The sequence below is a fragment of the Archangium violaceum Cb vi76 genome (genome assembly GCF_000733295.1).
GTDB lineage: Bacteria > Myxococcota > Myxococcia > Myxococcales > Myxococcaceae > Archangium > Archangium violaceum.
This window is the reverse complement of sequence record NZ_JPMI01000165.1, coordinates 22011-47271: the sequence shown is the minus strand read 5'-3', so window position 1 is coordinate 47271 and position 25261 is coordinate 22011. Positions and strand designations below refer to the sequence as shown.

18 protein-coding genes are annotated in these 25261 nt (G+C 70.0%); 7 read left to right on the top strand and 11 right to left on the bottom strand.

Going from position 1 to position 25261, the window contains the following annotated elements; all coding sequences use genetic code 11:
- Nucleotides 1–46: 46 nt before the first annotated feature.
- The gene (locus tag Q664_RS24000) at nt 47–589 is read left to right on the top strand and encodes a peptidase M23 (RefSeq protein WP_043400097.1); all 543 of its coding nucleotides are present in this window, start codon (nt 47–49) and stop codon (nt 587–589) included.
- Nucleotides 590–828: 239 nt separating this feature from the next.
- The gene (locus Q664_RS23995) at nt 829–1203 is read left to right on the top strand and encodes a DUF5335 family protein (RefSeq protein ID WP_043400094.1); all 375 of its coding nucleotides are present in this window, start codon (nt 829–831) and stop codon (nt 1201–1203) included.
- 82 nt (nt 1204–1285) lie between these two features.
- On the opposite strand, the gene Q664_RS23990 is transcribed toward Q664_RS23995, so the two are convergent.
- The 3 genes from Q664_RS23990 to Q664_RS23980 form a co-directional block, all read right to left on the bottom strand.
- Entirely contained in the window at nt 1286–2086 is an 801-nt protein-coding gene (locus Q664_RS23990; RefSeq protein ID WP_043400091.1) for a M57 family metalloprotease, read from the bottom strand.
- 497 nt (nt 2087–2583) lie between these two features.
- Entirely contained in the window at nt 2584–3384 is an 801-nt protein-coding gene (locus Q664_RS23985) for a M57 family metalloprotease (RefSeq protein WP_043400089.1), read from the bottom strand.
- Nucleotides 3385–3711: 327 nt separating this feature from the next.
- A complete protein-coding gene (locus Q664_RS23980) occupies nt 3712–4776 on the bottom strand; it encodes a Rieske 2Fe-2S domain-containing protein (RefSeq protein WP_235216850.1) in 1065 nt (354 codons plus the stop codon).
- 134 nt (nt 4777–4910) lie between these two features.
- On the opposite strand from Q664_RS23980, the gene Q664_RS23975 reads away from it, so the two are divergent.
- Nucleotides 4911–6368, top strand: coding sequence for a phospholipase D-like domain-containing protein (locus Q664_RS23975; protein WP_043400086.1), 1458 nt, complete (start codon nt 4911–4913; stop codon nt 6366–6368).
- A gap of 12 nt (nt 6369–6380) precedes the next feature.
- Here the strand turns inward: Q664_RS23975 and Q664_RS23970 are convergent, their stop codons facing one another.
- Both Q664_RS23970 and Q664_RS23965 read right to left on the bottom strand, forming a co-directional pair.
- Entirely contained in the window at nt 6381–6956 is a 576-nt protein-coding gene (locus tag Q664_RS23970; RefSeq protein WP_043400083.1) for a DUF2378 family protein, read from the bottom strand.
- A 156-nt stretch (nt 6957–7112) separates the two neighbouring features.
- Nucleotides 7113–11474 (bottom strand): DNA topoisomerase 3, encoded by a 4362-nt coding sequence (locus tag Q664_RS23965; RefSeq protein ID WP_052518588.1) that lies wholly within the window; start codon nt 11472–11474, stop codon nt 7113–7115.
- A 266-nt stretch (nt 11475–11740) separates the two neighbouring features.
- Here Q664_RS23965 and Q664_RS57980 point away from each other — a divergent pair, with 266 nt between their 5' ends.
- Nucleotides 11741–12148, top strand: a complete 408-nt coding sequence (locus Q664_RS57980; protein WP_152622307.1) for a hypothetical protein — start codon at nt 11741–11743, stop codon at nt 12146–12148.
- Between the two features lie 137 nt (nt 12149–12285).
- On the opposite strand, the gene Q664_RS23955 is transcribed toward Q664_RS57980, so the two are convergent.
- The 3 genes from Q664_RS23955 to Q664_RS23945 all read right to left on the bottom strand — a co-directional run bounded on the left by Q664_RS23955 (nt 12286) and on the right by Q664_RS23945 (nt 16286).
- Nucleotides 12286–13452: an SDR family oxidoreductase gene (locus Q664_RS23955; protein WP_043400078.1), complete on the bottom strand. Its 1167-nt coding sequence runs from the start codon at nt 13450–13452 to the stop codon at nt 12286–12288.
- Between the two features lie 60 nt (nt 13453–13512).
- Nucleotides 13513–14808: an NTP/NDP exchange transporter gene (locus Q664_RS23950; protein ID WP_043400076.1), complete on the bottom strand. Its 1296-nt coding sequence runs from the start codon at nt 14806–14808 to the stop codon at nt 13513–13515.
- Between the two features lie 185 nt (nt 14809–14993).
- A complete protein-coding gene (locus Q664_RS23945) occupies nt 14994–16286 on the bottom strand; it encodes a pyridoxal phosphate-dependent aminotransferase (RefSeq protein ID WP_043400073.1) in 1293 nt (430 codons plus the stop codon).
- A 281-nt stretch (nt 16287–16567) separates the two neighbouring features.
- On the opposite strand from Q664_RS23945, the gene Q664_RS23940 reads away from it, so the two are divergent.
- Nucleotides 16568–17047, top strand: a complete 480-nt coding sequence (locus Q664_RS23940; RefSeq protein WP_043400071.1) for a CHRD domain-containing protein — start codon at nt 16568–16570, stop codon at nt 17045–17047.
- A gap of 138 nt (nt 17048–17185) precedes the next feature.
- Nucleotides 17186–17887 carry an AMIN-like domain-containing (lipo)protein gene (locus Q664_RS23935; protein WP_043400069.1) on the top strand — a complete coding sequence of 234 codons (702 nt, stop codon included), beginning with the start codon at nt 17186–17188 and terminating at the stop codon, nt 17885–17887.
- Nucleotides 17888–17896: 9 nt separating this feature from the next.
- Here Q664_RS23935 and Q664_RS23930 read toward each other — a convergent pair whose 3' ends face one another.
- Nucleotides 17897–19864: a 4-alpha-glucanotransferase gene (locus Q664_RS23930; RefSeq protein WP_043400067.1), complete on the bottom strand. Its 1968-nt coding sequence runs from the start codon at nt 19862–19864 to the stop codon at nt 17897–17899.
- A 174-nt stretch (nt 19865–20038) separates the two neighbouring features.
- Here Q664_RS23930 and Q664_RS52570 point away from each other — a divergent pair, with 174 nt between their 5' ends.
- A complete protein-coding gene (locus Q664_RS52570) occupies nt 20039–22264 on the top strand; it encodes an ATP-binding protein (protein ID WP_052518587.1) in 2226 nt (741 codons plus the stop codon).
- Nucleotides 22265–22270: 6 nt separating this feature from the next.
- On the opposite strand, the gene Q664_RS23920 is transcribed toward Q664_RS52570, so the two are convergent.
- Together Q664_RS23920 and Q664_RS52565 are read right to left on the bottom strand one after the other, a co-directional pair.
- Nucleotides 22271–23413 carry an oxygenase MpaB family protein gene (locus tag Q664_RS23920; RefSeq protein ID WP_052518586.1) on the bottom strand — a complete coding sequence of 381 codons (1143 nt, stop codon included), beginning with the start codon at nt 23411–23413 and terminating at the stop codon, nt 22271–22273.
- 108 nt (nt 23414–23521) lie between these two features.
- Nucleotides 23522–25249, bottom strand: a complete 1728-nt coding sequence (locus Q664_RS52565) for a sensor histidine kinase (protein WP_152622306.1) — start codon at nt 25247–25249, stop codon at nt 23522–23524.
- Nucleotides 25250–25261: the final 12 nt, after the last annotated feature.

Below are 25261 nucleotides of genomic sequence, written 5' to 3'. Positions count from 1 at the left end.
GTTCCTCATGCAGTGAAACACCGGAGTGAAGCACTCAGGAGGAAGTATGAACGCGAAGAAGATGATGTACGCCGCCGCGGCGCTCGTGGCGGGCTGGGCCGGGGTGGCCGTTTCCGCCACCGCCAAGGGCCCCATCTGCGACACCACCGCGTACGTGAACTCGACCACGTACTACAGCTGCTCGGGCAGCAGCCACACCGCGCTCGATATCGGCAACGGCTCGTGCAACGAGTGGAACCACCGCGGCATGCTGGCGGGCAGCTACTACTACAAGTACTACGGCGGCTGTGCCGGAGCCTGCTACGGCTCCACCTGTAACGGCGGCGCGGGCAACTACTACGTCGTCACCGGCGCCAACGGCTGGGACTTCCGCCAGCTCCACTTCTACGCCAACGTCAGCTCCGGCTCGAAGACGTGCGACGGCTGCGCGCTGGGCCTCGTGGGCGGCACCGGCCAGGCCACCGGCCCGCACGTGCACGCGGACAACCGCCAGTACGCCACCCGCAAGTCCGCCTGGTACACCAGCAAGGGCACCACCTGCGGCACCAACGCCTACTGCGGCAACATCATCGGCGCCCCCACGCTCTGATGCGTCGTCCCCACCGCCCCGCTCCTCACCGGGCGGAGCGGTGGTTTCCCCGGGCCGTGGCCCGCCCTCCGCTCGAGGGCCCGAGGCCCGCCCGGATGCCCGCTCCCCGGACGGGCTCGTCCGCGCCGCTCCCCGCCCGCTTCCCCATGGCCGCGCCCGCTCCGGCTGCCCACCTTGGAAGCATCGGCTTTGGAACACGGGGAGGCAGTGAGTCCTCCCGCCTTCCAGCGAGGTGCGCCATGCATCACACGCGAGAGATTCCCCGCGAGCGGTGGGCCGACTACCTCCTGCTGTTGAGCGCCGTCGAGCGCGACCAGCAGGTCCGCATCCAGGCCGCGGGACCGGAGCTGGGAGACCAGCGAGTGGCCTGGAACCTGCCGCTGGTGGAGATCCTCGTCGAGGAGAAGGGCAGCGGCGAGGGCGCCATCGAGGTGACGGTGGGCCATCCCGGCGAGGAGCTCACCCATCGCATCCTCCACCCGGTGCACGTCTGGGCCGAGGAGAGCGACACCGGGGAGCTCGAGTGCCTCGACATCGAGGACGAGGACCACGTGAAGACGCTCATCTCCTTCGAGTCGCGGGAGCTGCTCGAGGAAGCCCCGGCGCCGGCGTGAAGAACGAAGAGGCCGGAGACGCCCCGCCCCGCGTGGAGGCGTGCATCCCCGGCCTCGGTGTCAGCTCACGAGAGCGGACGGATTACGGGTACAGCGAGCGGGCGCCGGACTTGTCCAGGCTGGTCAGCACGAGATCGCCCGTCTGGGTGCCGTTGCACTGGGGGTAGTGCATGACGGAGGCCCGGTCATAGGTGCTGGTCAGCGCGCGCCACTGGTTGTCCTCGTAGCAGCCGGAGGAGGTGGAGCGGGTGTGCTCGTGGCGGAAGCCGAGCACGTGGCCCAGCTCGTGGCGCAGCACGCCCGTCAGGGTCCAGGCGCCCGTCGAGGTGAAGGCGCTGGTGCTGATGAGCACGTTGCGGGCCGAGCGGCTGGAGTTCGGGAAGAACGCGCGCGCCACGTAGCTGGTGGTGGTGGTCTGGCGCACGTCGAAGAGCACGCCCGTCTGGGACGCGGTGCAGTTGGAGTCGTAGCTGCTGGAGTGCACGAAGTTGACGTTCGCGGTGGCCTCCCAGGCCGCGGCCGCGTTGTTCATCGCGCTCACCACGGTGCTGTAGCGGCTGCCGAAGGAGGAGGAGCTCACGCAGTAGGTGAGGTTGCGCGCCTGGGTGGCGCTCCACTTGATGTCGCCGCCGATATAGTAGACGGCCAGCTCGTCCTGGTTGGTGCCCACGTCGCCGTTGGCCACGAAGTTGTCATAGTACGCGCGCAGCCCCTCGACGCCCTCGACGGCCTCGTCGCCGTTGACGACGAACACGTTGCCCTCGTCCTGGATGGCCTCGGCCTGGAACTCCTCGAACGTGGGGATACGGGACTCGGAGGCCTCGGGACCACCGCAGCCAACGAGTGCCACACCAGCCAGCAACGCCATGGAAAGCTTACGCATGGGGGTTTCCTCTTTCGGGAACGACGTGGGGGTTGACGAGCCGCCTGGGTGACCAGCCGCGGCCTCGCGACCCTCCCCATGAGCACCCCTCGTGCCAACAAACGGGCTCACCGGAAATCAAGGACTTGGCGGGAATAACGCGAATAGCCGTGGAGCACCGTCACTCCAGGCGCTCCCGGCTTTCGCGTAAAGGCGCATGACACCCCACTGGAAATCCCATGGGATTCCAAGGCGTTGCGCCAATAACATTCTGAGCGTCCGGGAATTGGACGCCCATGTTGCTGAATCGGACAGCGGGCACACACCTCGCCTACCCAACAGACCAGCCAGGTCCGAGAGCGGCCACAACCCTGTCCCATCTTAATACTTGCAGCATCAACCAACAACCCTCCGTAACAACCCTGACGAAGGACCAGGGATACCTGCCCTCACGAGCCGTGAAGGTGGGCCTCCCCGGTCCGGACGTCAGCCGCGGGCCCGGGCCGGGCCCACGAAGGCTACGGGTACAGCGAGCGGGCGCCGGACTTGTCCAGGCTGGTCAGCACGAGATCGCCCGTCTGGGTGCCGTTGCACTGGGGGTAGTGCATGACGGAGGCCCGGTCATAGGTGCTGGTCAGCGCGCGCCACTGGCTGTCCTCGTAGCAGCCGGAGGAGGTGGAGCGGGTGTGCTCGTGGCGGAAGCCGAGCGCGTGGCCCAGCTCGTGGCGGAGGATGCCCGTGAGGGTCCAGGGCGAGACGTTGCCGAAGGCGCTGGTGCTGATGAGCACGTTGCGCGCCGAGCGGCTGGAGTTGGGGAAGAAGGCGCGCGCCAGGTAGCTGGTGGTGGAGGTCTGGCGCACGTCGAACACCACGCCGCTCTGGGAGGCGGTGCAGTTGGAGTCGTAGCCGCTGGAGTGCACGAAGTTGACGTTGGCGGTGGCCTCCCAGGCCGCGGCCGCGCTGTTCATCGCGCTCACCACGGTGTTGTAGCGGCTGCCGAAGGACGTCTTGCTCACGCAGTAGGTGAGGTTGCGCGCGGTAGTGGAGCTCCACTTGATGTCGCCGCCGATATAGTAGACGGCCAGCTCGCCCTGGTTGGTGCCCACGTCGCCGTTGGCCACGAAGTTGTCATAGTACGCGCGCAGCCCCTCGACGCCCTCGACGGCCTCGTCGCCGTTGACGACGAACACGTTGCCCTCGTCCTGGATGGCCTCGGCCTGGAACTCCTCGAACGTGGGGATACGGGACTCGGAGGCCTCGGGACCACCGCAGCCAACGAGTGCCACACCAGCCAGCAGCGCCATGGAAAGCTTACGCATGGGGGTTTCCTCTTTCGGGAACGACGTGGGGGTTGACGTGGCCGCCTGGAGCACCAGCCGCGGCCGCGCGCGCCTCCCCTTGAGCACCCGCCGTGCCAGGAAGCCGGGCTCTTGTCATTTCAGGGGCTTGGCGGGTTTCCCCCGGATTGGCCTGGAGCCCCCACACTCCAGCCGGTGCGGCAAGATTGCCAAACGACATTACAATTTGTGGTCAAACATTATGCATTCCAACCATTTGGACATCAACGAGTGGGCTGTCCGGGTCTCGGACACGGGCTGTCGTGGGGCCAGTCACCTGGCGGACAGCCACCTGACACGGTGCGGCGCTCAGCCGTTGGCGGCCTCGGGCAGCGGGAGGGGCGTGGGCGGAGAGGAGGCGTCGCCGCCGGAGAAGTAGATGCGCTCGAGCAGCTTGCGGTGGTGGATGAGGGGCTTGTCGTACTTGCCCAGCCGCATGCCCTTCAGGCTGTAGGGGGTATGGGCCACCAGGGGGATGAAGCGGGCGTCGTCGCGAACCTCGTACCAGCTCAGGACGAGCGCGGCGCGGCGCACCAGGGGCAGGAGCGGGCGCAGGCGCGCGTCGTGGAGCTGGCCGAAGGAGAAGGTGTGCAGGCGCGTGGTGTGCGCCGTCTCCGGCACGAAGAAGATGATGGCGCGGTTGGTGAAGGGGCGCTGCTCGCCGGCGGGGCCCGTCCAGGTGATGGTGTAGTCGGTGCGCACCGGATCGAAGCGCGTCACCCAGTGGTTGTGGAAGAAGTCGCCGTTGCGCAGCAGCAGCAGGGGAATCAGGAAGGAGGGCCGCTGGGGAGCGCGGTAACGCACCTCGGTGCGGTCCTCGAAGTTGTGCGCCTCGTAGGAGATGTCCTTCGCCTGGGCGCGGTTCCACCCCAGGCGGGTGTGGACGAAGGGGGTGTGCTCGTCCTCGCTGAAGTTGTCGAGCGTCACGTGCAGCGGCGCGCGGAAGAGCATGGAGAAGGCGCCGTTGAAGTCGTAGCCCTCGGGGGCGAAGTCGGGGAAGGCGGACAGGGGGGTGTCGCGCGCGGAGAGCCAGAGGTAGCCGAAGCGCTCGACGAGCTGGAAGGCGCGCGCGTCGCACTTCTTGAGGTCGGGCTGGCTGGGGCTGCGGCCGTGGCCGTCGGCGTCGAAGCGCCAGCCGTGGTAGGGGCACTCGAGCTGGCCCTCGCGGGTGACGCGGCCGGCGGACAGGGGGGCCATGCGGTGGGGGCAGGCGTCGGCGAGCGCGGCGGGGCGGCCCTGGGCATCGCGGAAGAGGGCATAGGCCCGGCCCGCGAGCTCCACCCGCACCGGCTTGTCCTTCAACTTCCGGGCGGGGAGGACGGGGTGGAAGAAGCGGGTGACATCGGGAAGGGGCGCGTTGGGCAGGGGTTCCACGGGGTGCAGTATAGGTGACCTCCCGGGTCACTCTGAAGGATGCCGGACGGAGTTCCCCTCCCCTGCCCGCGCCCGGGCCCGGAGCATGCACATATTGACTTCCACGCCCGGCCCGAGGACCGGACGGAGGAAGGATGACGCTGGAATCGCTGGTCCTGGAGGTCTGGCCCCATGTGGCGGCGGGGCTCGCGGTGGTGGCCAACCTGCTGGTCACCGGGCACGCGGTGCTGCGCAAGCGGGACGTGCGCGCGGCGGTGGCCTGGGTGGGACTGGTGTGGCTGGTGCCGCTGGTGGGGGTGGTGCTGTACCTGATTCTCGGCATCAACCGCATCCGCCGCCGGGCCCGCTCGCTGACGTTGCGCCAGGAGCATGGCCAGTTCCCCCCGAAGCCGGACGTCGCCCCGTGCACGCCCGAGCAGCTCGCGGCGGAGGTGCCTCCGGCGGCGCACCTGTCCTCGCTCGTCCGCCTGGTGGACGAGGTGGTGCATCACCGGCCGCTGCTGCCGGGCAACAAGCTGGTGCCCCTGGAGGCCCACGTGGGCGCCTACCCGGCCATGCTGGAGGCCATCGAGACGGCACGCACCTCCATCTCCCTGTGCAGCTACATCTTCGACAACGACGCGGCGGGCCGGCGGTTCGCGGAGGCGCTGGGGAGGGCGGTGGAGCGCGGGGTGCAGGTGCGCGTGCTCATCGACGCGCTGGGCGCGCGCTATGACTGGCCCCCCATCACCGGCCGCCTGCGCCGCGCCGGGGTGCGGGTGGCGCGCTTCCTGCCCACGCTGCAGATGCCGGCGCGCCTGCCCTTCATGAACCTGCGCAACCACCGCAAGCTGCTGGTGGTGGACGGGCGGGTGGGCTTCACCGGGGGGATGAACATCCGCGAGCACTTCCTGCCGGGCCACGGCGACGCGAGGGACTTGCACTTCCGCGTGGAGGGGCCGGTGGTGGGGCAGTTGCAGGAGACGTTCGCCGAGGACTGGGCCTTCACCACGAAGGAGCGCCTGCACGGGGAGACGTGGTTCCCCCCGCTGGAGCCCGCCGGGCCGGTGATGGCGCGGGGGATTCCGGATGGCCCGGACGAGGACTTCGAGACGCTGCGCCTGACGCTGCTGGGGGCGCTGGCGTGCGCGCGGAGCACGGTGCGCATCGTCACGCCGTACTTCCTCCCGGAAGCGGCGCTCGTCACCGCGTTGAACGTGGCGGCGATGCGGGGCGTGCGGGTGGACCTGGTGCTGCCCGAGAAGCTCAACCTCCCGGTGGTGCAGTGGGCCTCCATCGCGCAGCTGTGGCAGGTGATGCGCCCCCACAGCCGCGTCTTCCTCACCGCGCCGCCGTTCGACCACACCAAGCTGATGGTGGTGGATGGGGTGTGGTCGCTCCTGGGCTCGGCCAACTGGGACCCGCGCTCGCTGCGGCTCAACTTCGAGTTCGACGTGGAGTGCTACGACGCGCCACTGGCGGCACGGCTGGACGCGCTCATCGAGGAGCGGCTGTCGCGCTCGCGGCTCGTCACGCTGGAGGAGCTGAATGCACGGCCGCTGCCCATCCGCCTGCGGGACGGAGTGGCCCGGCTGTTGTCGCCGTACCTGTAGGCCCGCGGCGGCTCAGCCGTTGACGGCCTGGGGGAGGGCCTCGCGCCAGCGGATGTCGAAGGTGCAGGCGGTGCCATCGTAGGAGGCCACGTCCACGTGCACGCCCCGCGCGCCGGCCAGCTGCTGGGCCCGGAGGATGAAGCCCGCCGCGAAGGAGGGCACGTCGTCGAGGACGTCATTCATCCACAGCTCACAGTGACGCGGGGAGTGCGCCACCAGCTCGACCTCGCTGAAGTTGTTGCCGCTGCGCAGATCCTGCCCGATGCGCTCCAACATGCGCCGGGGGCCGAGCGCCGGGGCCAGCTCCGCCACGACACGCCCCGTGAAGGTCTGCAGGTAGCCCTCCAGGAAGTGGATGCCCATCCACCAGTGCGCCTCGACGGGCTCCAGGTGCGGGTAGAGGGCCCCGGAGGCCACGTGCACGAACGTCTTCCACTCGTCGAGCGGATAGGAGACCTCCAGCGGCTTCTCCAGGTCCAACCCCGCCTCGCGCAGCCGCCGCCGGGCGAGGCTCGACAGGTTCGCCCCCAGCGCCCGGACGAACAGGGCTTCAACGGCCGTGGCGAACACCACTTTCTCCGGCGACATGACGGTCCCTTCGGCACCTCATCGGCGCCTGGCCAGGAAAGCGGCTCCGGAGGCGGAGCGCTGCCCTCGTCGGAAGACAGTGCTCACTTTCTCATAGAGAAAAACGCCTCCGCCACTCCCCCTCTTGAAAAGAGACACACGGCGGCGTTGTAGGACTCAGGATGACATGCGGCCGACGAGCCCGAGGATGGCCTCGCCGTAGCGCTCGGCCAGCTTGGGGCCGACGCCGTGGACACGCTGCAGGGCCAGGCCGTCCCGGGGGCGCGCGGTGGCGATGGCGCCGAGCACCTTGTCGGTGAGGATGCGGAAGGCGGGGACGCGCCGGCGGCGGGCCTCGGCGAGCCGCCATGCCTTCAGGGCCTCCACGAGCTGGGGCGAGGGCGTACCCACGCCCAACGTCTCCCCACTGCGCCGCGAGCGCTCCAGGGCCCGCGTCAGCGCCTCCCGGCCACGAGAGACCGGGGTGGGGCGTGCCTCGTCCTGCGCCGCGTAATAGGCGGGCTCGGCCCGCTCCAGGGCCTGGCGCTTCCTCCTGCCTCCGGAGGCGGACTCCTTGCGGCGCGAGGCCTTCTTGCGGCCACCTTCCGCCCGGGAGCCCTTGGCCCGCGAGCCACGGCGCTTGCGCGCGGGGGCCTCGTCCGGCGGCCGGGGCAGTTGCACCTGACCGGGAGCGGGCTCGCGCGTGCGCCGGCCCTCGGTCGTGAGCGAGACGCGCTGGAAGGTGATGCTCTGCCCGTCCTTCTCGAAGGTGTCCTCGGACAGGCGCACGAGCCCGGCACGCACCAGTCCCCCGAGGAGCCGCTCGAAGTCGCGCCGGGGCAGCGCCTCGCCGAACAGCTCGCGGTGGAGCCGGCCGGTGGCCTGGGCATCGCGCTCGTGGAGCGCCTCGAGGATGCGCCCGAGCGCGTGCAGCTCGCTGGCGGTGGGCTCGCCGAAGCGGAGGGTGGCGCAGGTGTCGGGGGCGCAGACGTCGCACAGGCCGCACGCGGCGCCCGTGTCCTGCAGGTCACCGAAGTGGTCCACCAGGTGCTTCATCCGGCACCCGTGCGACTCGGCGTAGCGCGCCATGTGCTCCAGCTGCGACTGCTTGTGCTCGCGCTGCGCCGCGTACGAGGCCGCCCAGCCCGGCTTGCCCCGGCGCACCGATTCGTCCGGGCTGATCTCCACGCCGCCGTGGATCCACAACTGCTCGAGTGCCTTGTCGAAGGTGTCCACCGCCACGCGCGCCCGCGCCGCCAGCGACTCCTTCGCCTCCTGCTCCTCGCGCGCCGCCCGGTAGATGCGCTCGAGCACCGAGGGCTCGGGGTAGTCGCGCTCCTGGAAGAACTCGTGCGTGCGCCGGTCGATGAAGGAGTGCAGCAGCACCGCGCGCGAGGGCTTTCCATCCCGGCCCGCGCGGCCCAGCTCCTGGTAGTAGCCCTCCAGGCTCGCCGGCAGCGCCGCGTGCACCACCGTGCGCACGTCCGCCTTGTCGATGCCCATGCCGAAGGCCGTCGTCGCCACGATGACCTCCAGCCGGCCTCCGAGGAACGCCGTCTGCACCTCGTCCCGCTCCGACGCGCTCATGCCCGCGTGGTACGTGCCCGTGCGGAAGTCCGCGCCCAGCTCCTCCGTGTAGCGCTCCGCGTGCTTGCGCGTGGAGGCGTAGACGATGGCCGGCCGGTGCGAGGGGTCCGCGAGCAGCTCGCGGATGGCGTCGGAGCGCTGGCTCGGGTTGAGCTCGCGCACCTCGATGGCGATGTTGGTGCGCCGGAAACCGTGGATGAAGGTGCGCGCGGGCGCGGTCCCCGCTCCCTCGAGCCCGAGCTGCTGGACGATGTCTCGCTGCACGTCCGGTGTCGCGGTCGCCGTGAGCGCGATGACGGGCGAGGGACGCAGCATCGGCAGCCGCGCTCCCAGCAGGCGGTAGTCCGGGCGGAAGTCGTGTCCCCACTGGGAGATGCAGTGGGCTTCGTCCACCGCGACGAGTGCCGGCGTGCGCCGGGCCAGGAGTTCCACGAAGCCTGGTACTCCGAGCCGCTCCGGCGCGATGAAGAGGAAGTCCAGCCGCCCCTCGAGATAGTCCGCGCACACCTGCCGCGACGTGGCCCGGTCTCTTCCCGAGTGGATGCGCTCCGCCGCCAGGCCGAGCGACTGGAGCCTCGCCACCTGGTCCTCCATCAGCGCGATGAGCGGGCTGATGACCAGGGTCGTTCCCGCTCGCGCGAGGCCCGGGAGCTGGTAGCAGAGGGATTTGCCCGCTCCCGTCGGCATCACCAGCAACAGGTCCTTGCCCTCCGTCGCCGCCCGGCACACCGCCTCCTGGTACGGCCGGAAGTCCTTGAAGCCGAAGACCTCCTCGAGCAGCCCGCGCAGCTCGGAGGGGCGCGTGGGCTGACGCGGGGTTCTCTCGGGGCGGGTGGTGGGACCTGGGGAGACGAAGGTGAGGGACGGGCGCGCGGTGCTCCTTTGGGACGGGGACCCCGAGATACCCTCACCCCGTCCCTCTCCCGGCGGGAGAGGGGTTGTGGGCCCTCTTTGGGTATTGGGTGTTCTTGATGCGGTGGGTGTTCTTGGGGCGGCGGTTCTCGCGGCCACCATGGGCATGGGAAGGTTCGGTGGCACCTTGCCCACCACCTCGATGATGTAGGCCTCGATTCCCCTCAGGAACGATTCCAGGTCCCCGCTGCCCCGCTCGATGCGCTGCAGCCATGCCTCCCACTGCCCCGTCATCGCCGGACTCTTCACGTCCGGATGCACCACCCGGATGAGCCCGATTCCCTTCTCCGTCGCCTCGAACGACTTGCCCCGCCGAACCAGATAGCCGCGATCCAACAGCGTCTCGATGATCGCCGCCCGCGTGGCCGGTGTCCCCAGCCCCGACTCCCTCATCGCGTCCGCCAGCTCCTTGTCGTCCAGCGTCCGCCCCGCCGTCTCCATCGCCGTCAGCAGGCTCGCGTCCGTCAGCCGCGGCGGCGGCCTCGTCCGCTTCGTCAACGGCTTCACGTCCCGCACCGCCTTCGCCTGCCCCTTCGCCAGCCCCGGCGGCAACTCCTGCTCGTCCTCCGGCTCCTCCGCCTCCGCCTCGCTCCCCTTCTTCCCCGCCTCCCGCGGCTTCGGCGCCTTCTGCCCTCCCCCCACGTCCAGCACCTTCCAGCCCTCGCGCACCACCATCGTGCCCGCGCTGTGGAACCGGTCCACCTCCGACGCCGAGCTCACCGCCGTGATGACCGTCGTCACCGACCAGACGAACTCCTCGTGCCACGCCGCCAGCAGCCGCCGGCACACCAGCTCGTAGATGTGCCGCTCGTCCTGCGTCAGCCTCGCGCTCTCCGGCGACGTCGTCGTGGGGATGATGGCGTGGTGGTCCGCGACCTTCGCGTCGTCCACGAAGCGGCGCCCCAGCGGGCGATCCCCCGTCCCCGGCGCCAGCAACGCCTCCCACGGCCCACGAATCGCGCGCACCACCTCCGGCAGCGTGTCGGCGATCTGCTGGGAGAGGTGCCGGCTCGACGTGCGCGGATAGCTCAGCAGCTTGTGCTTCTCGTACAGCGCCTGCGCCAGCTCCAACGTCCGCTGGGCGCTGTAGCCATACAGCCGGTTCGCGTGGCGCTGCAGCTCCGTCAAATCATAGAGCAGCGGCGGCGCCATCCGCTTCGTCTCGGCGGTGACGGACTCCACCGCCGCGCGGCCCGTCTTCACCCGCTCGACGATGCGCCCCGCTTCCTCACCGTCCGCGGACAGACGCCGGGCCTCGCGCGCGTCCCACTCCTTCTCCTTGCCCGGCTCCGCGGGACGGAACCACGTGCCCTGGTAGCTCCCCCGCGGCCCCTCGGGACCCTCGGGCCCGAAGGTGGCGACAATCTCCAGGTAGTCCTTGGGCACGAAGTCGCGGATGGCCAGCTCGCGCTCCACCACCATCGCCAGCGTGGGCGTCTGCACCCGCCCCACCGAGAGCATGTCCCCGCCGCACGCCACCGTGTACAGGCGCGTCAGGTTCATCCCCACCAGCCAGTCCGCCCGGCTCCGCCCCTTCGCCGCGTCCGCCAAGGGCTCGTAGTCGCGCCCCGGCTTCAACGCGCGGAAGCCATCCCGGATGGCCCCCTCCGTCAGCGACGACACCCACAGCCGCTTCACCGGCTTGCGGCACCCCGCCGCCTCGTAGATGTAGCGGAAGATGAGCTCGCCCTCGCGCCCGGCGTCCGTGGCGCACACCACCACGTCCACCTCGGACGCGTTCATCACCCGCTTCACCACCTTGAACTGGCTCGCCGTCTTCTGCTGCACCACCAACGGCCAGTCTCCCGGCAGCATCGGCAGCAACTCGCGATTCCAGCGCTTCCACTCGGGCCGCATCTCGTCCGGCTGTGCCAGGCCCACCAGGTGGCCAATGGCCCACGTCACCATGTAGCCGTTGCCGCGGAAGAACCCATCCCCCTGCTCGCGAGCGCCCAGCGCCCGAGCGATGTCGCGCGCCATGGCCGGCTTCTCCGCCACCACGGCCAGCACACCCCGTCCTCCTCCGTCACCCATGTTCATCCCATCCTCATCGCGGCCTACATCGCTCCATACCGCGCCGACCCCACCCACCTGCAAGGCCGTTCAGCGCACCGCCCGTCCGCCCGGAGAGCGGGCAGGCAGACACCGCGGGTGATCCGCCCCCGGGTTGGCGCCCTGACGCAACCGATTGGCGTCCGCGAGGAAAACTCCCCGGCGCGCATTGGCCATTATCCCGGCCTGTCACCGATCTCGCTCACGGGCGTGCCACACGGGGGGAGCCCATGCAGCGCGAGCTGGAGAACAGCATGAAGGCGACGCGTCATCAGGTCCACGGAATGCAGCGGGGCACCGGCAAGGTGGGGGTGGTGCTGCACGTGGGGGGGAAGCAGAACGCGCCGGTGATGAAGACTCTGGTCCGGCTGTCACCAACGGCCGGGCTGTCCGAGCGCGATGGGGGCAACCGGTTGACGGTACCCCGGCTGGCGTCCTTCGCGGGGGCGAAGCGCAGCCAGTTGGCGGTACTGACAGAGGCAGGGGTGACGGACGGGTTGCGCGAGGTGGTCACGGGGGTGACGTGCCTCGCGGCGGTCCGGCCACTCTCACCCCGGCTGGCGGTGGCCCCCATCGTGCTCGACAGAGCACAGGACTTCGAGCCGTCCTACGGCCACGACCTCGACCTGGGCGTGGATGTGGGTGGCATCTATAGCTGGTAACACCTCGGAACTCCGAGGTGGACGGCCTGGCGACTCCTGCCCGTCAGAGGGGGAGGGCGGAGCAGCCGGGGCCGGAGTGATGGGGGATGCCTCGGTTCAACCCGGGCATCCCCCCTTTTTTTGTCCGCGCCCAGGACTCAGGGCGCGTGGGCCGCCCCGGACCGCTGCTGGTGCCAGGCGGCGAGCACCTCGCGCTCGCGCTCCGGAGGGAGGCCGGCCCGCTTCCGCAGCTCCGCCTGACGCTCCGGGGGCAGCCCGTTGAACCAGGTGAGGGTGTCGCGCGCCGTGTCCACCGTCGGGCGGAACTTCAGTCCGCGAGCCACCGCCCGGGCGTTGCTGAGGGCGGTCATGCCCGCCAGCTCGCCCCCGGGCGTCACCCACACCGGCATGTCCATCCACGCCTTCACGTTGTGCTTCTCCAGGAAGGCGGCATCCGCCCAGGTGAAGGTGGCGTCGCTGTTGCTGGCCTGTTCGCAGGCCTCCAGCATCCCCTTCATGGTGAGCGGTTTCTCCGGGCCCGTGGCGTTGAAGGCGCCCATGTCCCGGTTCTCGATGGTGAGGATCGTCCACTCGGCCAGGTCGCGCACGTCGATGAACTGCGCCGGGTCCGCGCCACTGCCGGGAGCGAGCACCTCGCCGCCCCGGGCCACGCGCACCGGCCAGTAGGTGAAGCGCTGCGTGGGGTCATCCGGGCCCACGATGAGGCCGGGGCGGATGTTGGTGGTGCGTCCGGGGAAGGCCGCCTCGGCCGCCTTCTCGCAGAGCGCCTTGAGGGCGCCGTAGTTCTCGCGGACGTTCTCGTTGGTGGGGTCCTCCACGGTGGCCAGCGTCGAGTCCTCGTCCATGCCCGGCCGGGGCAGCTCCTTGTAGACGGAGATGGAGGAGATGAAGACGTAGTGGCCCACATTGGGCGCCAGCAGCTCCGCCGAGGCACGCACCACGCGCGGCACATAGCCGGAGGTGTCCACGACGGCGTCCCACGTACGGCCCTCGAGCACCTTCAGGCCCTCGCCGTTCTTGGGGTCTCTATCCCCGTGCAACTTCTCCACGTCCGGGAAGAGGTGGGGCCGCGTCTTGCCGCGGTTGAAGAGCGTGACGGTGTGGCCGCGCGCGCGCGCCGCCTCCACCAGTTGGGGCCCGAGGAAGCCCGTGCCTCCGAGGATGAGGATGCGCTTGCCCCCTCCCTTCGGCGTGGACACCTTCGCCACCTCACTCCCCTCCTTCTTGGTGGAAGCACACCCCACGGTCCAGAGCGACCCGAGCGCGGCGGCTCCCTTCAACACCCCTCTGCGAGACAGCTTCATGCGGATGAACCCCCTCTTCGGATGAAACGGATGAAGCCGTGCCGGGTCGCACGCCGCGGGTCAGCGGGCCGCGTCCACGGGGGACGCCAGCGCGGACGTCGCGGCGGGAGTGGAGGGCTCCGGTTTCCGGGCGAGCCGGGCGAGCCACAGGGACACCGCGAGCCACAGGCCCGCCAGCGGAATCGTGGCCAGGGACAGCGCCGAGGTGCTCATCCCCAGCTTGTCGAGGCCCGTGTACAACCAGGAGCTCACCGAGTCGCTGCCGCGGTACACCACCGTGTCGATGAAGCCCTTGGTCTTGTACTTCGCCTCGCGGTCCACGCCGGTGAAGAGGACCTCGCGCGCGGGCCGCTCGAGGGAGTAGTGCGTGGCACCGCGCAGCGACTTGAAGGCGATGAGCACCAGCATGGTGGGGAACACCGCCAGCCAGAGGGAGCCGAGAATGGTGACCAGGGGGGCCACCGCCAGCACCAGCCCCAGGCCGAAGCGCGACATGAGACGCCCCGCCACCACCATCTGCAGCACCAGCGTGAGCGCCTGCACCCAGAAGTCGATGTTGGCGAAGGCCGCGGTGCGCGCGTCGGTGCCGGAGGCCACCGAGGCCACGATGTGGGCCTGCTGGTTGTAGAGGAAGGTGGAAGTCGCGGCGTAGAGGAGGATCTGCAACCCCAACCCCAACAGCAGCGGCGAGGAGAACAGCAGCCGGATGCCGTCGAAGATGCCACCTCCCACGGGCGCCTCGGCCGCGGCCTCCCGGGGGCGCACGATGACGGCCCGGTGCGACAACCGCCGCACGCATTGGGCGCTCACCTCCAGCATCACCGCGGTGATGAGCATCAGGTGGGTGGCCCCCAGCGGCTCGGCCAGGTGCTTGACGAGGAACGGCCCCACCAGCATCCCCACCGTGCCTCCACCGGCGATGAAGCCGAAGAGCCGCCGGCCCTGCTCGCTCTCGAACAGGTCCGCCATGAAGCTCCAGAAGATGGAGACGACGAAGAGGTTGTAGACGCTCACCCAGACGAAGAAGACGCGCGCCACCTGCTCCCGCGCCACCCCCAGCGTCAGCACCACGAAGAAGCCCAGCAGGTTGAGCAGGAAGAAGCGGTAGACGAGCGGGATGACCCGCTGCCTCGGCCAGCGCGCCACCAGTGCCGAGAACGCTGGCACCGCCACCAGCATCACCATGAACGTCGCCGTGAAGACCCAGGCCACGTTCTTCACGCCCCCCGCCGTCGCCATCTCGTCCCGCAGCGGCTTGAGGATGGCGTAGCCACACATCAGCGTGAAGAAGTACACGAAGGACAGCAGGACCGAGCCCACCTCCTCGTCCTTCACGTTCACGAATCTCTTGAGCATGGGTGCTGGTGCCGTGTCGGAGACGCTCGGGGAGGGCTCGGCTACCCTCCGAGCGTGCCGCCATGAACCGCGGCACCCCGGCACTATTCCCGAGGTGCCCGGGGCACGCCAGCACGGGCATCAGAACGGATGTCTGGCACCCTCACCCCAGCCCTCTCCCGAGGGGAGAGGGAGGGCCTGGACCGCTACCTGCCCACCACCTCGCGCAGCACCGCCTCCACCCTCGGCAGTGCCGATTTGATCTCCTCCATCGACACGGCGCCCACCGACAGGCGGAACCAGCCCGTGTCCGTCTTCAACCCGAAGGCCTGGAAGGGCACCAGCGCGAAGCCCGCCTTGTCCAACAGCAGCTTGCGGATGTCGTCGTTCGTCCGCAGCCCCGCCTTGCCAATCAGCTCGAACTGCGCCGACAGGTAGATGGCGCCCTGCGGGGCGATGGAGCGCACCGGCAGCCCCGCCGCCTTCATCGCCGAGAAGCCCTGGTGCAGCGCCACCAGCCGCTCGTCCACCCGCTTCTTCATCGTCTCCAGGTAGTCCGCCACCGCCGGCACGTCATCCAGGAAACGCGCCACCGCCACCTGCTCGGCCTTGGGTGCCCACGCTCCCACGTGCCCCAGCACGTCCTTCATCCGCGAGATGATGGACGGCGGCCCCACCGCCCAGCCCACACGCACACCCGTGGACGCGAACGCCTTCGAGATGCCATCCACGAACACCGTGTACGGCGCCAGCTCCGGCACCAGCTCCAGCGGCGTCACGTGCTTGGCCTGCCCGAACGTCAGCGTCCAGTAGATCTGATCGTACATCACGATGAGCGGCTTGCGCCCCTGCGCCTCGCGCTTGCGGTTCTCCTCCACCACCCGCTGGCCGATGTCCTTCAACGCCTCGGCGGAGATCATCGTCCCCGTGGGATTGAGCGGACTGCATAGGCATAGCAGCCGCGCCTCGGGCAGGTGCGGCGCAAGTTGCTCCACCGTGGGCATGAAGCCATGCTCGGGGCTCGTCACCACTTCCACGGGCTTCGCCCCCACCATGTACGAGTAGTGGTTGTTGTTCCACGAGGGCACCGGGTAGATGACCGTCTCGCCCGCGTCCACCACCGCGCGGAAGATGGCGTAGATGACCGGCCGCGCGCCTCCGGCGATCAGCACGCTCTCCAGCGGATACTTCAGGCCCAGCGCCCGCTCGTAGAAGCGAACCACCGCCTGCCGCAGCGTCAGCACACCGTCCGAGGGCGGGTAGTTCGTCTCGCCCGCCTTCAACGCCGTGGTGATGGCGTCACCCAGCTGCGCGGGAATGGGGAACTCGCGAGGGCTGAAGTCCCCCACGGTGAGGTTGCACACCTGTTTCCCCTGCGCCACCAGTTCGCGGATCTCCCCCGCGATGCGGAGGATTTCGCTGCCGATCAGTCCACGCACCATCGTACCAACGGTGTCGTCCCGTCGAGCGCCAAGCAGGGAAGTGAGGTCGAGAGCCATGGGTGCTTCACTCCAAGGGGGGGATACACGTCCGGCCGCACGATATACGCGGCGGGGGACGTCCTCCCAGGCGGTCCGTGGGATTTTCCGCGCTCCCTGAAGGGACAACTCCTGGACGCATGCCTTTCTTGCAAGGCCAGGGGACTGCCAGATACCGGGCACTCCCCATTCCCGTGGCGCGCCCGTGACGCGGAAGTCCTCTAGACACGTGGCCGGGCCGCCGGGCCCGAGACCCACCCCGGGTGCCCCAACGCGCCCGGGCGGACGGACAGGAGACACGAATGCACACGCGTGACACGAAGCGCTGGACGATGCTGGGAGTGCTGGGAGCCGGATTGCTGGCCCTGGCCGGCTGCGGGTCGAACTCCTGGGTGGCCACCACCCAGCTCTCGGGCGCCAACGAGGTCCCTCCCACCTCGGTGCCCGCCACCACGATGGGGACCGCCACCGCCACCCTCGACGGAGACAAGCTCACCGTCACCGGCGGCTTCTCCGGGCTGCAGAGCAATCTCCAGGAGGTGCCCGACACGGGGAGCTCGGTCCACATCCATCAGGCGGCTCAGGGGGTGAATGGCCCGGTCGTCTTCAGCCTCGCGGTCACCACCACGGATCAGCGCAACGGCAGCTACACCGGCACCAAGGACCTCTCCGACGAGGAGCAGGAAGCCTTCAAGGACGGGCTCTTCTACGTGAACATCCACACCTCCGGAAACCCGAACGGGGAGATCCGCGGCCAGTTCATCCCCATCGAGGGAGACTGACACTCCGCCTCCAGGCGGAGCCGGCCTCCCCCCGGTTCCGCCCGAGCCCTTCCTTCCCACCAATCGTGCTGGCACTCGGACGCCGCTCGTGCCACATGGGGCGCCGTCCGGCCCGGAGCCTTGGGCCGCCAGGAGACGATGATGAAGGTGCTTGGACGCTGGATGCCGACGCTGGGACTCGCCGCCTGCCTCACCACCGCGGCCTGCAAGAAGGAGGAGGCCACCCCGACCCCGCCCCCTCCCGCGGAGCCATCCGCGCCCGCGAAGCCCACCCCTCCCCCTCCCGCCACGCAGCCCACCGACGCGGGCCCCGTGACGGACACCGATGCCGGAACCTCCGCCGGTGCCACCCCGCCCGCCTCCAACCCTCCGGGCCCGCAGGCCGCGCAGCAGGAGGACGTGAAGAACCGCGAGTGGACCGCGGGCCTCATGGACGTGAAGCGCTCCGGCTTCGCCCCCGTGACGATGCGCGAGGTGCGCACCGCCCGCAACGAGGGCTTCGACCGGCTCGTGCTCCAGTTCGACGGTGACCAGCTGCCCGGCTACCACATCGAGTACGTCGACAAGCCCGTCGTCAAATGCGGCTCGGGCAATCCCACCGAGGTCGCCGGCCAGGGCTGGCTGCAGGTCCGCGTCCAGCCGGCCCAGGCACACGAGGGCCCCCAGGTCACCGTGGCCGAGCGCGAGCGCAAGCCCGGCCTGCCCATCTTCGAGGAGCTGGAGCTCACGTGTGACTTCGAGGGCGAGGTCACCTGGGTGCTCGGCGTGAAGCGCCCCAACAAGTACCGGGTGCTGGAGCTGCGCGAGCCCACCCGCCTCGTGGTGGACGTGCAGCACTGAGCACGCCCCTCACCCGCGCCGCAGCTCCGTGGCCAGCCGCTCCAGGGCCGCGATGAGCTGCGCGTGCCGGGTGCGCGCCTCCTCTCCGCCCGCGCCCAGGGCCAGGGCCAGCGCCCTCGGCAGGTTGAGCGCCCCATCGCCCCCGAGCTTCTCCCCGTACTCGCGCCGGTAGTCCCGGGGAACGCGCAGGCTCCAGTTCTCCTCGCTCACCGTGCCGGGCGCGTTGTACGTCTCCTTCATGCCCAGCAGGTCCGCGAAGAACACCATCACGTTCTCCGCCCGGCTGGCGAAGAGGTCCGCGAACTTCGCCTGCACCAGCAGCCCCGGCTCCTCCAGCAGCCGCCGCGCGAAGTCCTCGCGCCCCTCGTCCTCCGGGTGCAGCCGCCACGCCAGGTAGTCCGCCTGGGCCCGCGCCTCGCCCTCCTGGTGCCAGCGCTCCGCCAGCGCCCAGATGGACTTCGTGTCGTGGTTGCCCACCATGATCCAATCCTGGGGCGCGGCGTTCTCGCTCCGGTACACGTCCCGCGGATTCTTCAGGTCCGCCTTCTGCGTCACGCGGAAGCGTCCCAGCCCGTACTGCTCCAGCAGCCGCTGCAACGGATGGGGCAGGGTGCTCAACACCTCGCACAACAGGTCCGACACCTTGCGCCCGTGCGCGTGCGCCGCGGCGATGATGGCGTCGAAGAGCGCGCTGTAACGGCGCACCTGCTCCTGGCTCAACTCGCGGACCCAGCCATCCGCGTAGCGCGGCAGCGAGCGCTCCAACTGCCCTGGCGCCACGATGGCCCAGCGCGCCAGCTCCGGATGGTCCGGCAGGTCCGGCGAGGAGAACAGCCGCGCCCCGTGCTGCACCGCGTGCAGCGCGTTCAGCTCTCCCGAGCGGTACACCCACGGACACACCAGGCCATGCGGATGGTCGATGCGCAGCCCGTCATACTCGGAGAGCATCTTGTTCACCCGCGAGCCCATGAACCACAACACCGGCCCGGGCTGCCGCACGCCGGGATACGGCCCCTTCGGGTCGGGAGGCGCGTGGTACTGCCCCGGATCCAACACCGGGTAGTTCCACGGCTGGCCCTCGGGGTTGGTGCGGCTGGGCGGAGCCCCCATCAGGTACGAGCCCAGGAAGAGCCCCTGGTACGCCCAGGCATCCCTCGGTGAGAAACCAATCTGGAGATCTCCGTACAGCTTCAGGCCCCACGCCGCCGTCCGCTCCCGGAGCGCCGCGTGCTGCGAATGCACGAGGAACTGCTGGAAGGCATGGGCCTCCACCCGCACCGCGTACTTCGCCAACAGCACCTGCCGGCGCTTGGCGAACGGCGCCTCCTCGCCCGGGCGCGGGCTCCACAGCCGCCGGTCCCACTCGCTCGGCCACTCCTTCCAGTAGGGGCGGCCATGCTCCAGGCAGAGCACGTCGTAGAGCGCGTCCCGCTCCAGCCACTCGTGGTGCTGGCGCCGGAAGGTGTCGAAGTGCTCGGAGAGCCAGGCGATGGGGCCGCCGGGCGCCGCCTGGAGCCGCTTGTGCTGGAAGGCCTCCCAGGCCGACTCCAGCGCCTCGTGCTGGGCCCGGAAGGCATAGCGGTGCGTCACCCGTGTGCCCCCACCCGGCCTCGCCGAGACGAGGGATTGCAACCGCTCGGGCCGCACCAGCCCACCCCAGGTCTCCTCGTGCGTGAGTGGCGCGAGCGCCACGTTCAACATGTTGCGCGAGAAGAGCGTCCCATCGTACGGCGAGGCGTTGTCCTCCGACGTCTGCCCCTGCGGGCCGAGCTGGATGCCGTTGAAGCCCAGCTCCCGCGCGAACTCGAGGAAGCCCATGCCCCCTTCCGAGTACGGCGTGCCCCGGCCCGTGTCCTCGCCTGGAGCGCTCGGGAAGCTCGGGTCGTGGATGCTCAACACCAGGTTGCGCACGTCGAGCGCGGCCAGGGCCGCCGTCACGTGTCGCCGGTAGTCTTCGGGCAGGTTTCCTCGGGGCATCGGCACCTGTCGGGGGAGAGGCCTACCCTAGGGGATGGCGGAGGAACCGTGAACCCCTTCGTCCACGACTCCCACCAGTGAACAGTGCCCGGGCATGTGGATGGACGTCCCCGCGTTCCATTGGGAGCTTTCGAGCCCCCTCGGGGGATTGTCTTCCTCGACCTGGAGTTCCTGATGAGCACGGCGGCCCTTCCTCCCTCGCACCCTTCCCCGCCCGAGGACCGTCCGGCGGGGAACCTGGGGGCGGAGATGCTGGCCCGGCTCTTCGAGCAGGCCCGCCCGCTCGTGGACGCGCTCTTCGCCCAGGTGAACGACGGCGTCACCGTGCAGGAGCAGGACTTCTCGCTGTGCTTCGCCAACCCGGCCGCCGCGCGCATCCTCGGCGCCGCCTCCCCGGAGGAGCTGGTGCGCACGGGCAGCGGCAGGGTATTCGAGCGCTACGACGTCCTCGACACCGCGGGCAATCCGTTGAGGCTCGACCAACTGCCCGGCCGGCAGGTCATCACCCGCGGGAGTGCACCCGAGCGGGTGCTGCGCTTCCGCGACAAGCACACGGGCGAGGAAACCTGGAGCCGGGTGTCCTCGGCGCCGGTGCGCGACACGCGGGGCCAGGTGGTGTACGCCATCAACGTCTTCCGGGATGTCACCGAGGTGATGCGCACCGAGGAGCGGCTGAGCCTGCTGGCCGGAGCCGGGGAGTTGCTCTCCGCCTCGCTGGACCTGGAGGGCACGCTGGCCGCCACGGCGCGCCTGCTGGTGCCCCGGCTGGCGGACTGGTGCGCGGTGCACCTCGCGGGAGACAGCGCCCCGTCACGGCAGGTGGCCTCCATCCACATGGACCCCGCCAAGGTGGAGCTGGCGCGGCGGCTGGCCGAGCTCTACCCCACGGCCCCCGGGGCCCGGAGTGGCATCGACCACGTGATGCGCACGGGCCAACCGGAGCTCACCTCCGACATCACCGACGCGATGCTGGTGGCGGCCGCGCGCGGCGAGGAGCACCTGCGCATCCTGCGCGAGCTGGGCCTGCGCTCGCTGATGGTGGTGCCGCTCAACGCCCGGGGGCGGACACTGGGCACGCTCTCGGTGGCCACCGCCGAGTCCTTGCGGAGATTGGGGCCCGAGGAGCTTCAGCTGGTGGAGGAGCTGGCGCGCCGGGCCGCGCTCGCGGTGGACAACGCCCGCCTCTACACGGAGGCGAAGCGCGCCCAGACGCGGCAGGCGGTGGCGCTCGAGGCGGGCCGGATGGGTGCCTGGGAGTGGGACATCCAGGCCCAGCGGGTCACCTGGTCACCCGAGCTGGAGCGCCTCCATGGCATTCCCGAGGGCAGCTTCGGCGGCGGCTTCGAGGACTACCAGAGCGACATGCACCCCGAGGACCGGGAGCGCGTGCTCACCAGCATCCAGCGGGTGGTGGCCGAGCTACAGCCGGAGCACCACGTGCAATACCGCATCGTCCTGCCGGACGGGCGGGTGCGCCAGGTGGAGGCCCATGGCCGGCTCACGCTGGACGAGCAGGGCCGGCCCTCGCGGCTGACGGGCGTGTGCACGGACATCACCGAGCGGCTGGCCCTGGAGGAGGACGCACGCCGGCTGGTGCGCGAGCAGGCCGCGCGCGCCGAGGCGGAGCGGGCCCGTCAGCACACCGCCGAGCTGCTGGCGAGCCTGGAGAAGACCCAGGCCGAGCTGGCCCAGCGCGCGCAGGAGCTGACGCGCTCCAACGCGGACCTGGAGCAGTTCGCCTATGTGGCCTCGCATGACCTGCAGGAGCCGCTGCGGATGGTGGCCAGCTACGTGCAGCTGCTGTCGAGGCGCTACAAGGGCAAGCTGGACGCGGACGCGGACGAGTTCATCCGCTACGCGGTGGACGGGGCCACGCGCATGCAGGCGCTCATCAATGATCTGCTGGCCTACTCGCGCGTGGGCACGCGGGGCAAGGAGCTGGTGACGGTGCCGCTGGAGCGAGGCATGGAGCGGGCGCTGTCCCACCTGCGCCTGGCGCTGCGGGAGTCCGGCGCGGAGGTGGAGGTGGAGCCGCTGCCCTGGGTGAAGGGAGACGAGACGCAGCTGGCGCAGCTGCTGCAGAACCTGGTGGGCAACGCGGTGAAGTTCCGCGGCGAGCGGCCTCCGCGCATCCGCGTGTCGGCCCAACAAGAGGGCGACACGGTGACGGTGGCGGTGGAGGACAACGGCATCGGCATCGAGCCGCAGTACTACGAGCGCATCTTCGCCATCTTCCAGCGGCTGCACGGCAAGGAGGAGTACGCGGGCACGGGTATCGGCCTGTCCATCTGCAAGAAGATCGTCGAGCGCCACGGCGGACGCATCTGGGTGGAGTCCACCCCTGGGCAAGGCAGCACGTTCCGCTTCACGCTCGGCGCGGCTGCCACCACCCAGACCTGAGTGGCGTCAGGCCAGCTGCTGCTCGCGGCTGCGCACGTTCCACGACTCGCGCAGCTGCTCGGGGATGCGGAAGGGCGGGCGCTCGTTGCCGCGGCTCACCCACACGATTCCCTCCAGCAGCTTGCGCCCGAACAGCTCGCTGAGCTTCGCGTTCACGATGTTCGCCTCGTCGCCCTCGTCCATCACCCAGCCCAGCAGCTGCAACGGTTTGATCAACGCACGCGTCCAGTCCGCCGGCGGCACGGCGATCAGATCCGCCGTCTGGTCGCCAATCAGATGGCGGATGAGCGTGCTGCACAGCCCATCGAAGAGGTTGCCGGGAATGATGTGCTCCACCTGCTCGATGAGCGCCTGCGTCATCACCTTGCCCTGCTCGCAGGAGCGGAACACGCGCGCGAAGATGGCGTCCGCCAGGCGGCTGCCCTCCTCGTACGTCTCCGGCAGCAGGCGCTCGTCCACCCCCATCAGGTACCCCACCACCCGCCACGCGTGGTAGTAGGCCTGCTCCTCGCGCGGCTCGAGCGTGTAGCCCATCTTCACCAGCGCGCGGATCGTCACCACCGAGAACGTCACCAGCGTGCCCGCCATGTCCTCCTGGTTGATGGGCTGGCCCCACGCCGGAGTCCACCGGCCGCTCTGACGGATGAGGTGGCGCACCGCCGCGTGCATCAGCCGCACCTTCTGCGCGTCCCGCAGGCCCCAGCCGTCCGGCTCCAGGCCTCCCGGCGACATCACGTCCACCACCATCTGCGCCGTCTCGATGATGCGCCGCTTGGTGTCCGTCTGCAGCCGCGCCGTCAGGTGCAGCACCTGCACGCCCTCGGCCCCCGCGTAGCACGTGGGCAGCGACGCGCACACCAGCGCCACCACCGACAGCGAGCCACACCGGCTGAACGCCGCCTGCCCCTCGCGAATGAGCTCCTTGTCCGCCCAGGAGGGCAGCTTCACGCTCTGCTCGAAGTAGCCCCGCAGCGGCACCGGCAACTGCTCCGCCGTCACCGTCTCGTTCGCCACCAGCTGCTTCATCAGCTCGTTGGCGGAACCCACCATCCCCTGCGTGAAGAGGCTCTGCACCGCCTCGTCCGCCGGCGGGTCACACACCTCGCGCATGGAATCCAGGAACTCGTTCGTCCAGCGCACGTCCGTCATGGGCAGTACTCCCGCGAAATGACTTCGCCCTCCGCATCCTCGCGGAGCGCGCGCCGCAGTCTGGCACAGCCCCACGAGCTGTTCGATAAAGGATGCTCGCCTGCCCGCTCAGTGCACGGGGGACTCGGAGGCCTGGGTCCGCTCTCCCCGGGGCGAAGGCCGCGGCAGGGTGAAGGAGAAGGTGCTGCCCTGCCCCTGCTCGCTCTCCACCTCCAGGGAGCCACCATGGGCCAGCACGAGGCCCCGGCTGATGGTGAGGCCCAGCCCCGTCCCCTTCTTTCCCGTTCCTTCTACCTGCCAGAAGGGCTCGAAGAGGTGGGGCAGTGCCTCGGCGGGGATGCCCGGGCCGGTGTCCCGCACGCAGAAGCGCACGAAGCCTCCTCCGGGCACCACCTCCACCGTCACCGTCCCCCCCTCGGGGGTGAACTTCAGGGCATTGCCCACCAGGTTGGACAGCACCTGGAAGAAGCGGTCCCGGTCACACTCCACCCAGCAGCGCTCCCGCGGCAGGCGCGTGCGCAACTCCACCCGCTTCTCGATGGCCAGCGGCTCGAGCAACACCAGCCCATCGCGCACCAGGTCGTCCACCCCGTAGCGCCCGAGGACCAGCTTCAGCTGCCCGGCCTGGAGGCTGGCCATGTCGAGCAGATCCTTGATGAGCCGGTCCATCCGCTCCACCGAGCGTTCGATGGTGTGGGTGTGCTTACGGAGCCGCTCGCCCTCCTCGCCCGGGGGGAGGAGCCGCCGCATCAACTGGGTGCTCAGCGCGATGGAGCCCAGCGGGTTCTTCAGGTCATGGCTCACCACGGCCAGCACGTCCTCGCGGGTGCGGACGGCGCGCTGGGCTTCCCGCTCGGCGGCTTCGGCCCGTGAGCGCTCACGCTGTTGGACGGCGGCCTCGGCCCGCGCGGCCTGCTCCCGGGCCTCGAGCCGCACCCGCTCCTCCTCGACGCGTTGTCGCCGGGCTTCCACCCGGTCCAGCGCGAAGGCGGCGCCCCACACCAGCGCGGCGAAGGCGATGACGTTGCCCACGGCGATGAGCGCCAGCGCGAACGGCAGCGCGTAGGCCCCGGCCCGGTAACCCGTGAGCACCAGCCCGCCCAGGAGGACGGGCAGGACGAAGGCGGGCGGCAACAGCCAGCGCGAGAGCACCCCGCCCACGCCCGAGTGGGTGACCACGCTCATGAAGCCACGATCCGGACGGGCGAGGAAGACTCCCGGGGAGATCAGCAGGAAACACACGGTGGTGTGCACCGCCATCTGCGTGTAGCGGCTGAGACCGGGGAACTCCTCCTGGCCGTAGAGGTAGCCCACGAAGCCCACCAGCGCGATGAGCGTCGCGAGCGAGGCCAGGCACTGGGAGGGCCAGCCGATGAACCGCGTCTTCAACTCGATGAACACGAGCGCCACCCCGAGCAGGATGAAGCAGACGGCCGTGTTGGGAGCCATGCGCCCCGGATAACCGAGCTCCACCCCGTGCCGGGGGTCCGCCACGAGGAGCTGGTCGAGACCCAGATCCACGTCGAAGAGGTATTGAGCGAACGTCAGGCCACTGAGGAGGGTGACGAGCACCGCGCCCCCCCGCGCGCTCCGCCGCACCAGGGGGCGCTCGCTGGGAAGCGCCACCAGCACCAGCGAGGCGCCGGAGAGGATGAAGCACAAGGCCGTGTTGGCCTTCATGGTGGGCAGCCCCGGCCGCAGTCCCTTGAGGGAGTCGATGCCAGTCAGCCAGGCCACGAAGACCAGCAGACCCACCGCGAGGACGAGGCCTCCTTGGATGACGGCGAACCCCCGCAGGTTCCGGCACAACCGCGTATGAACCGTTACCTGAGCCAACCTCGGTCCTTC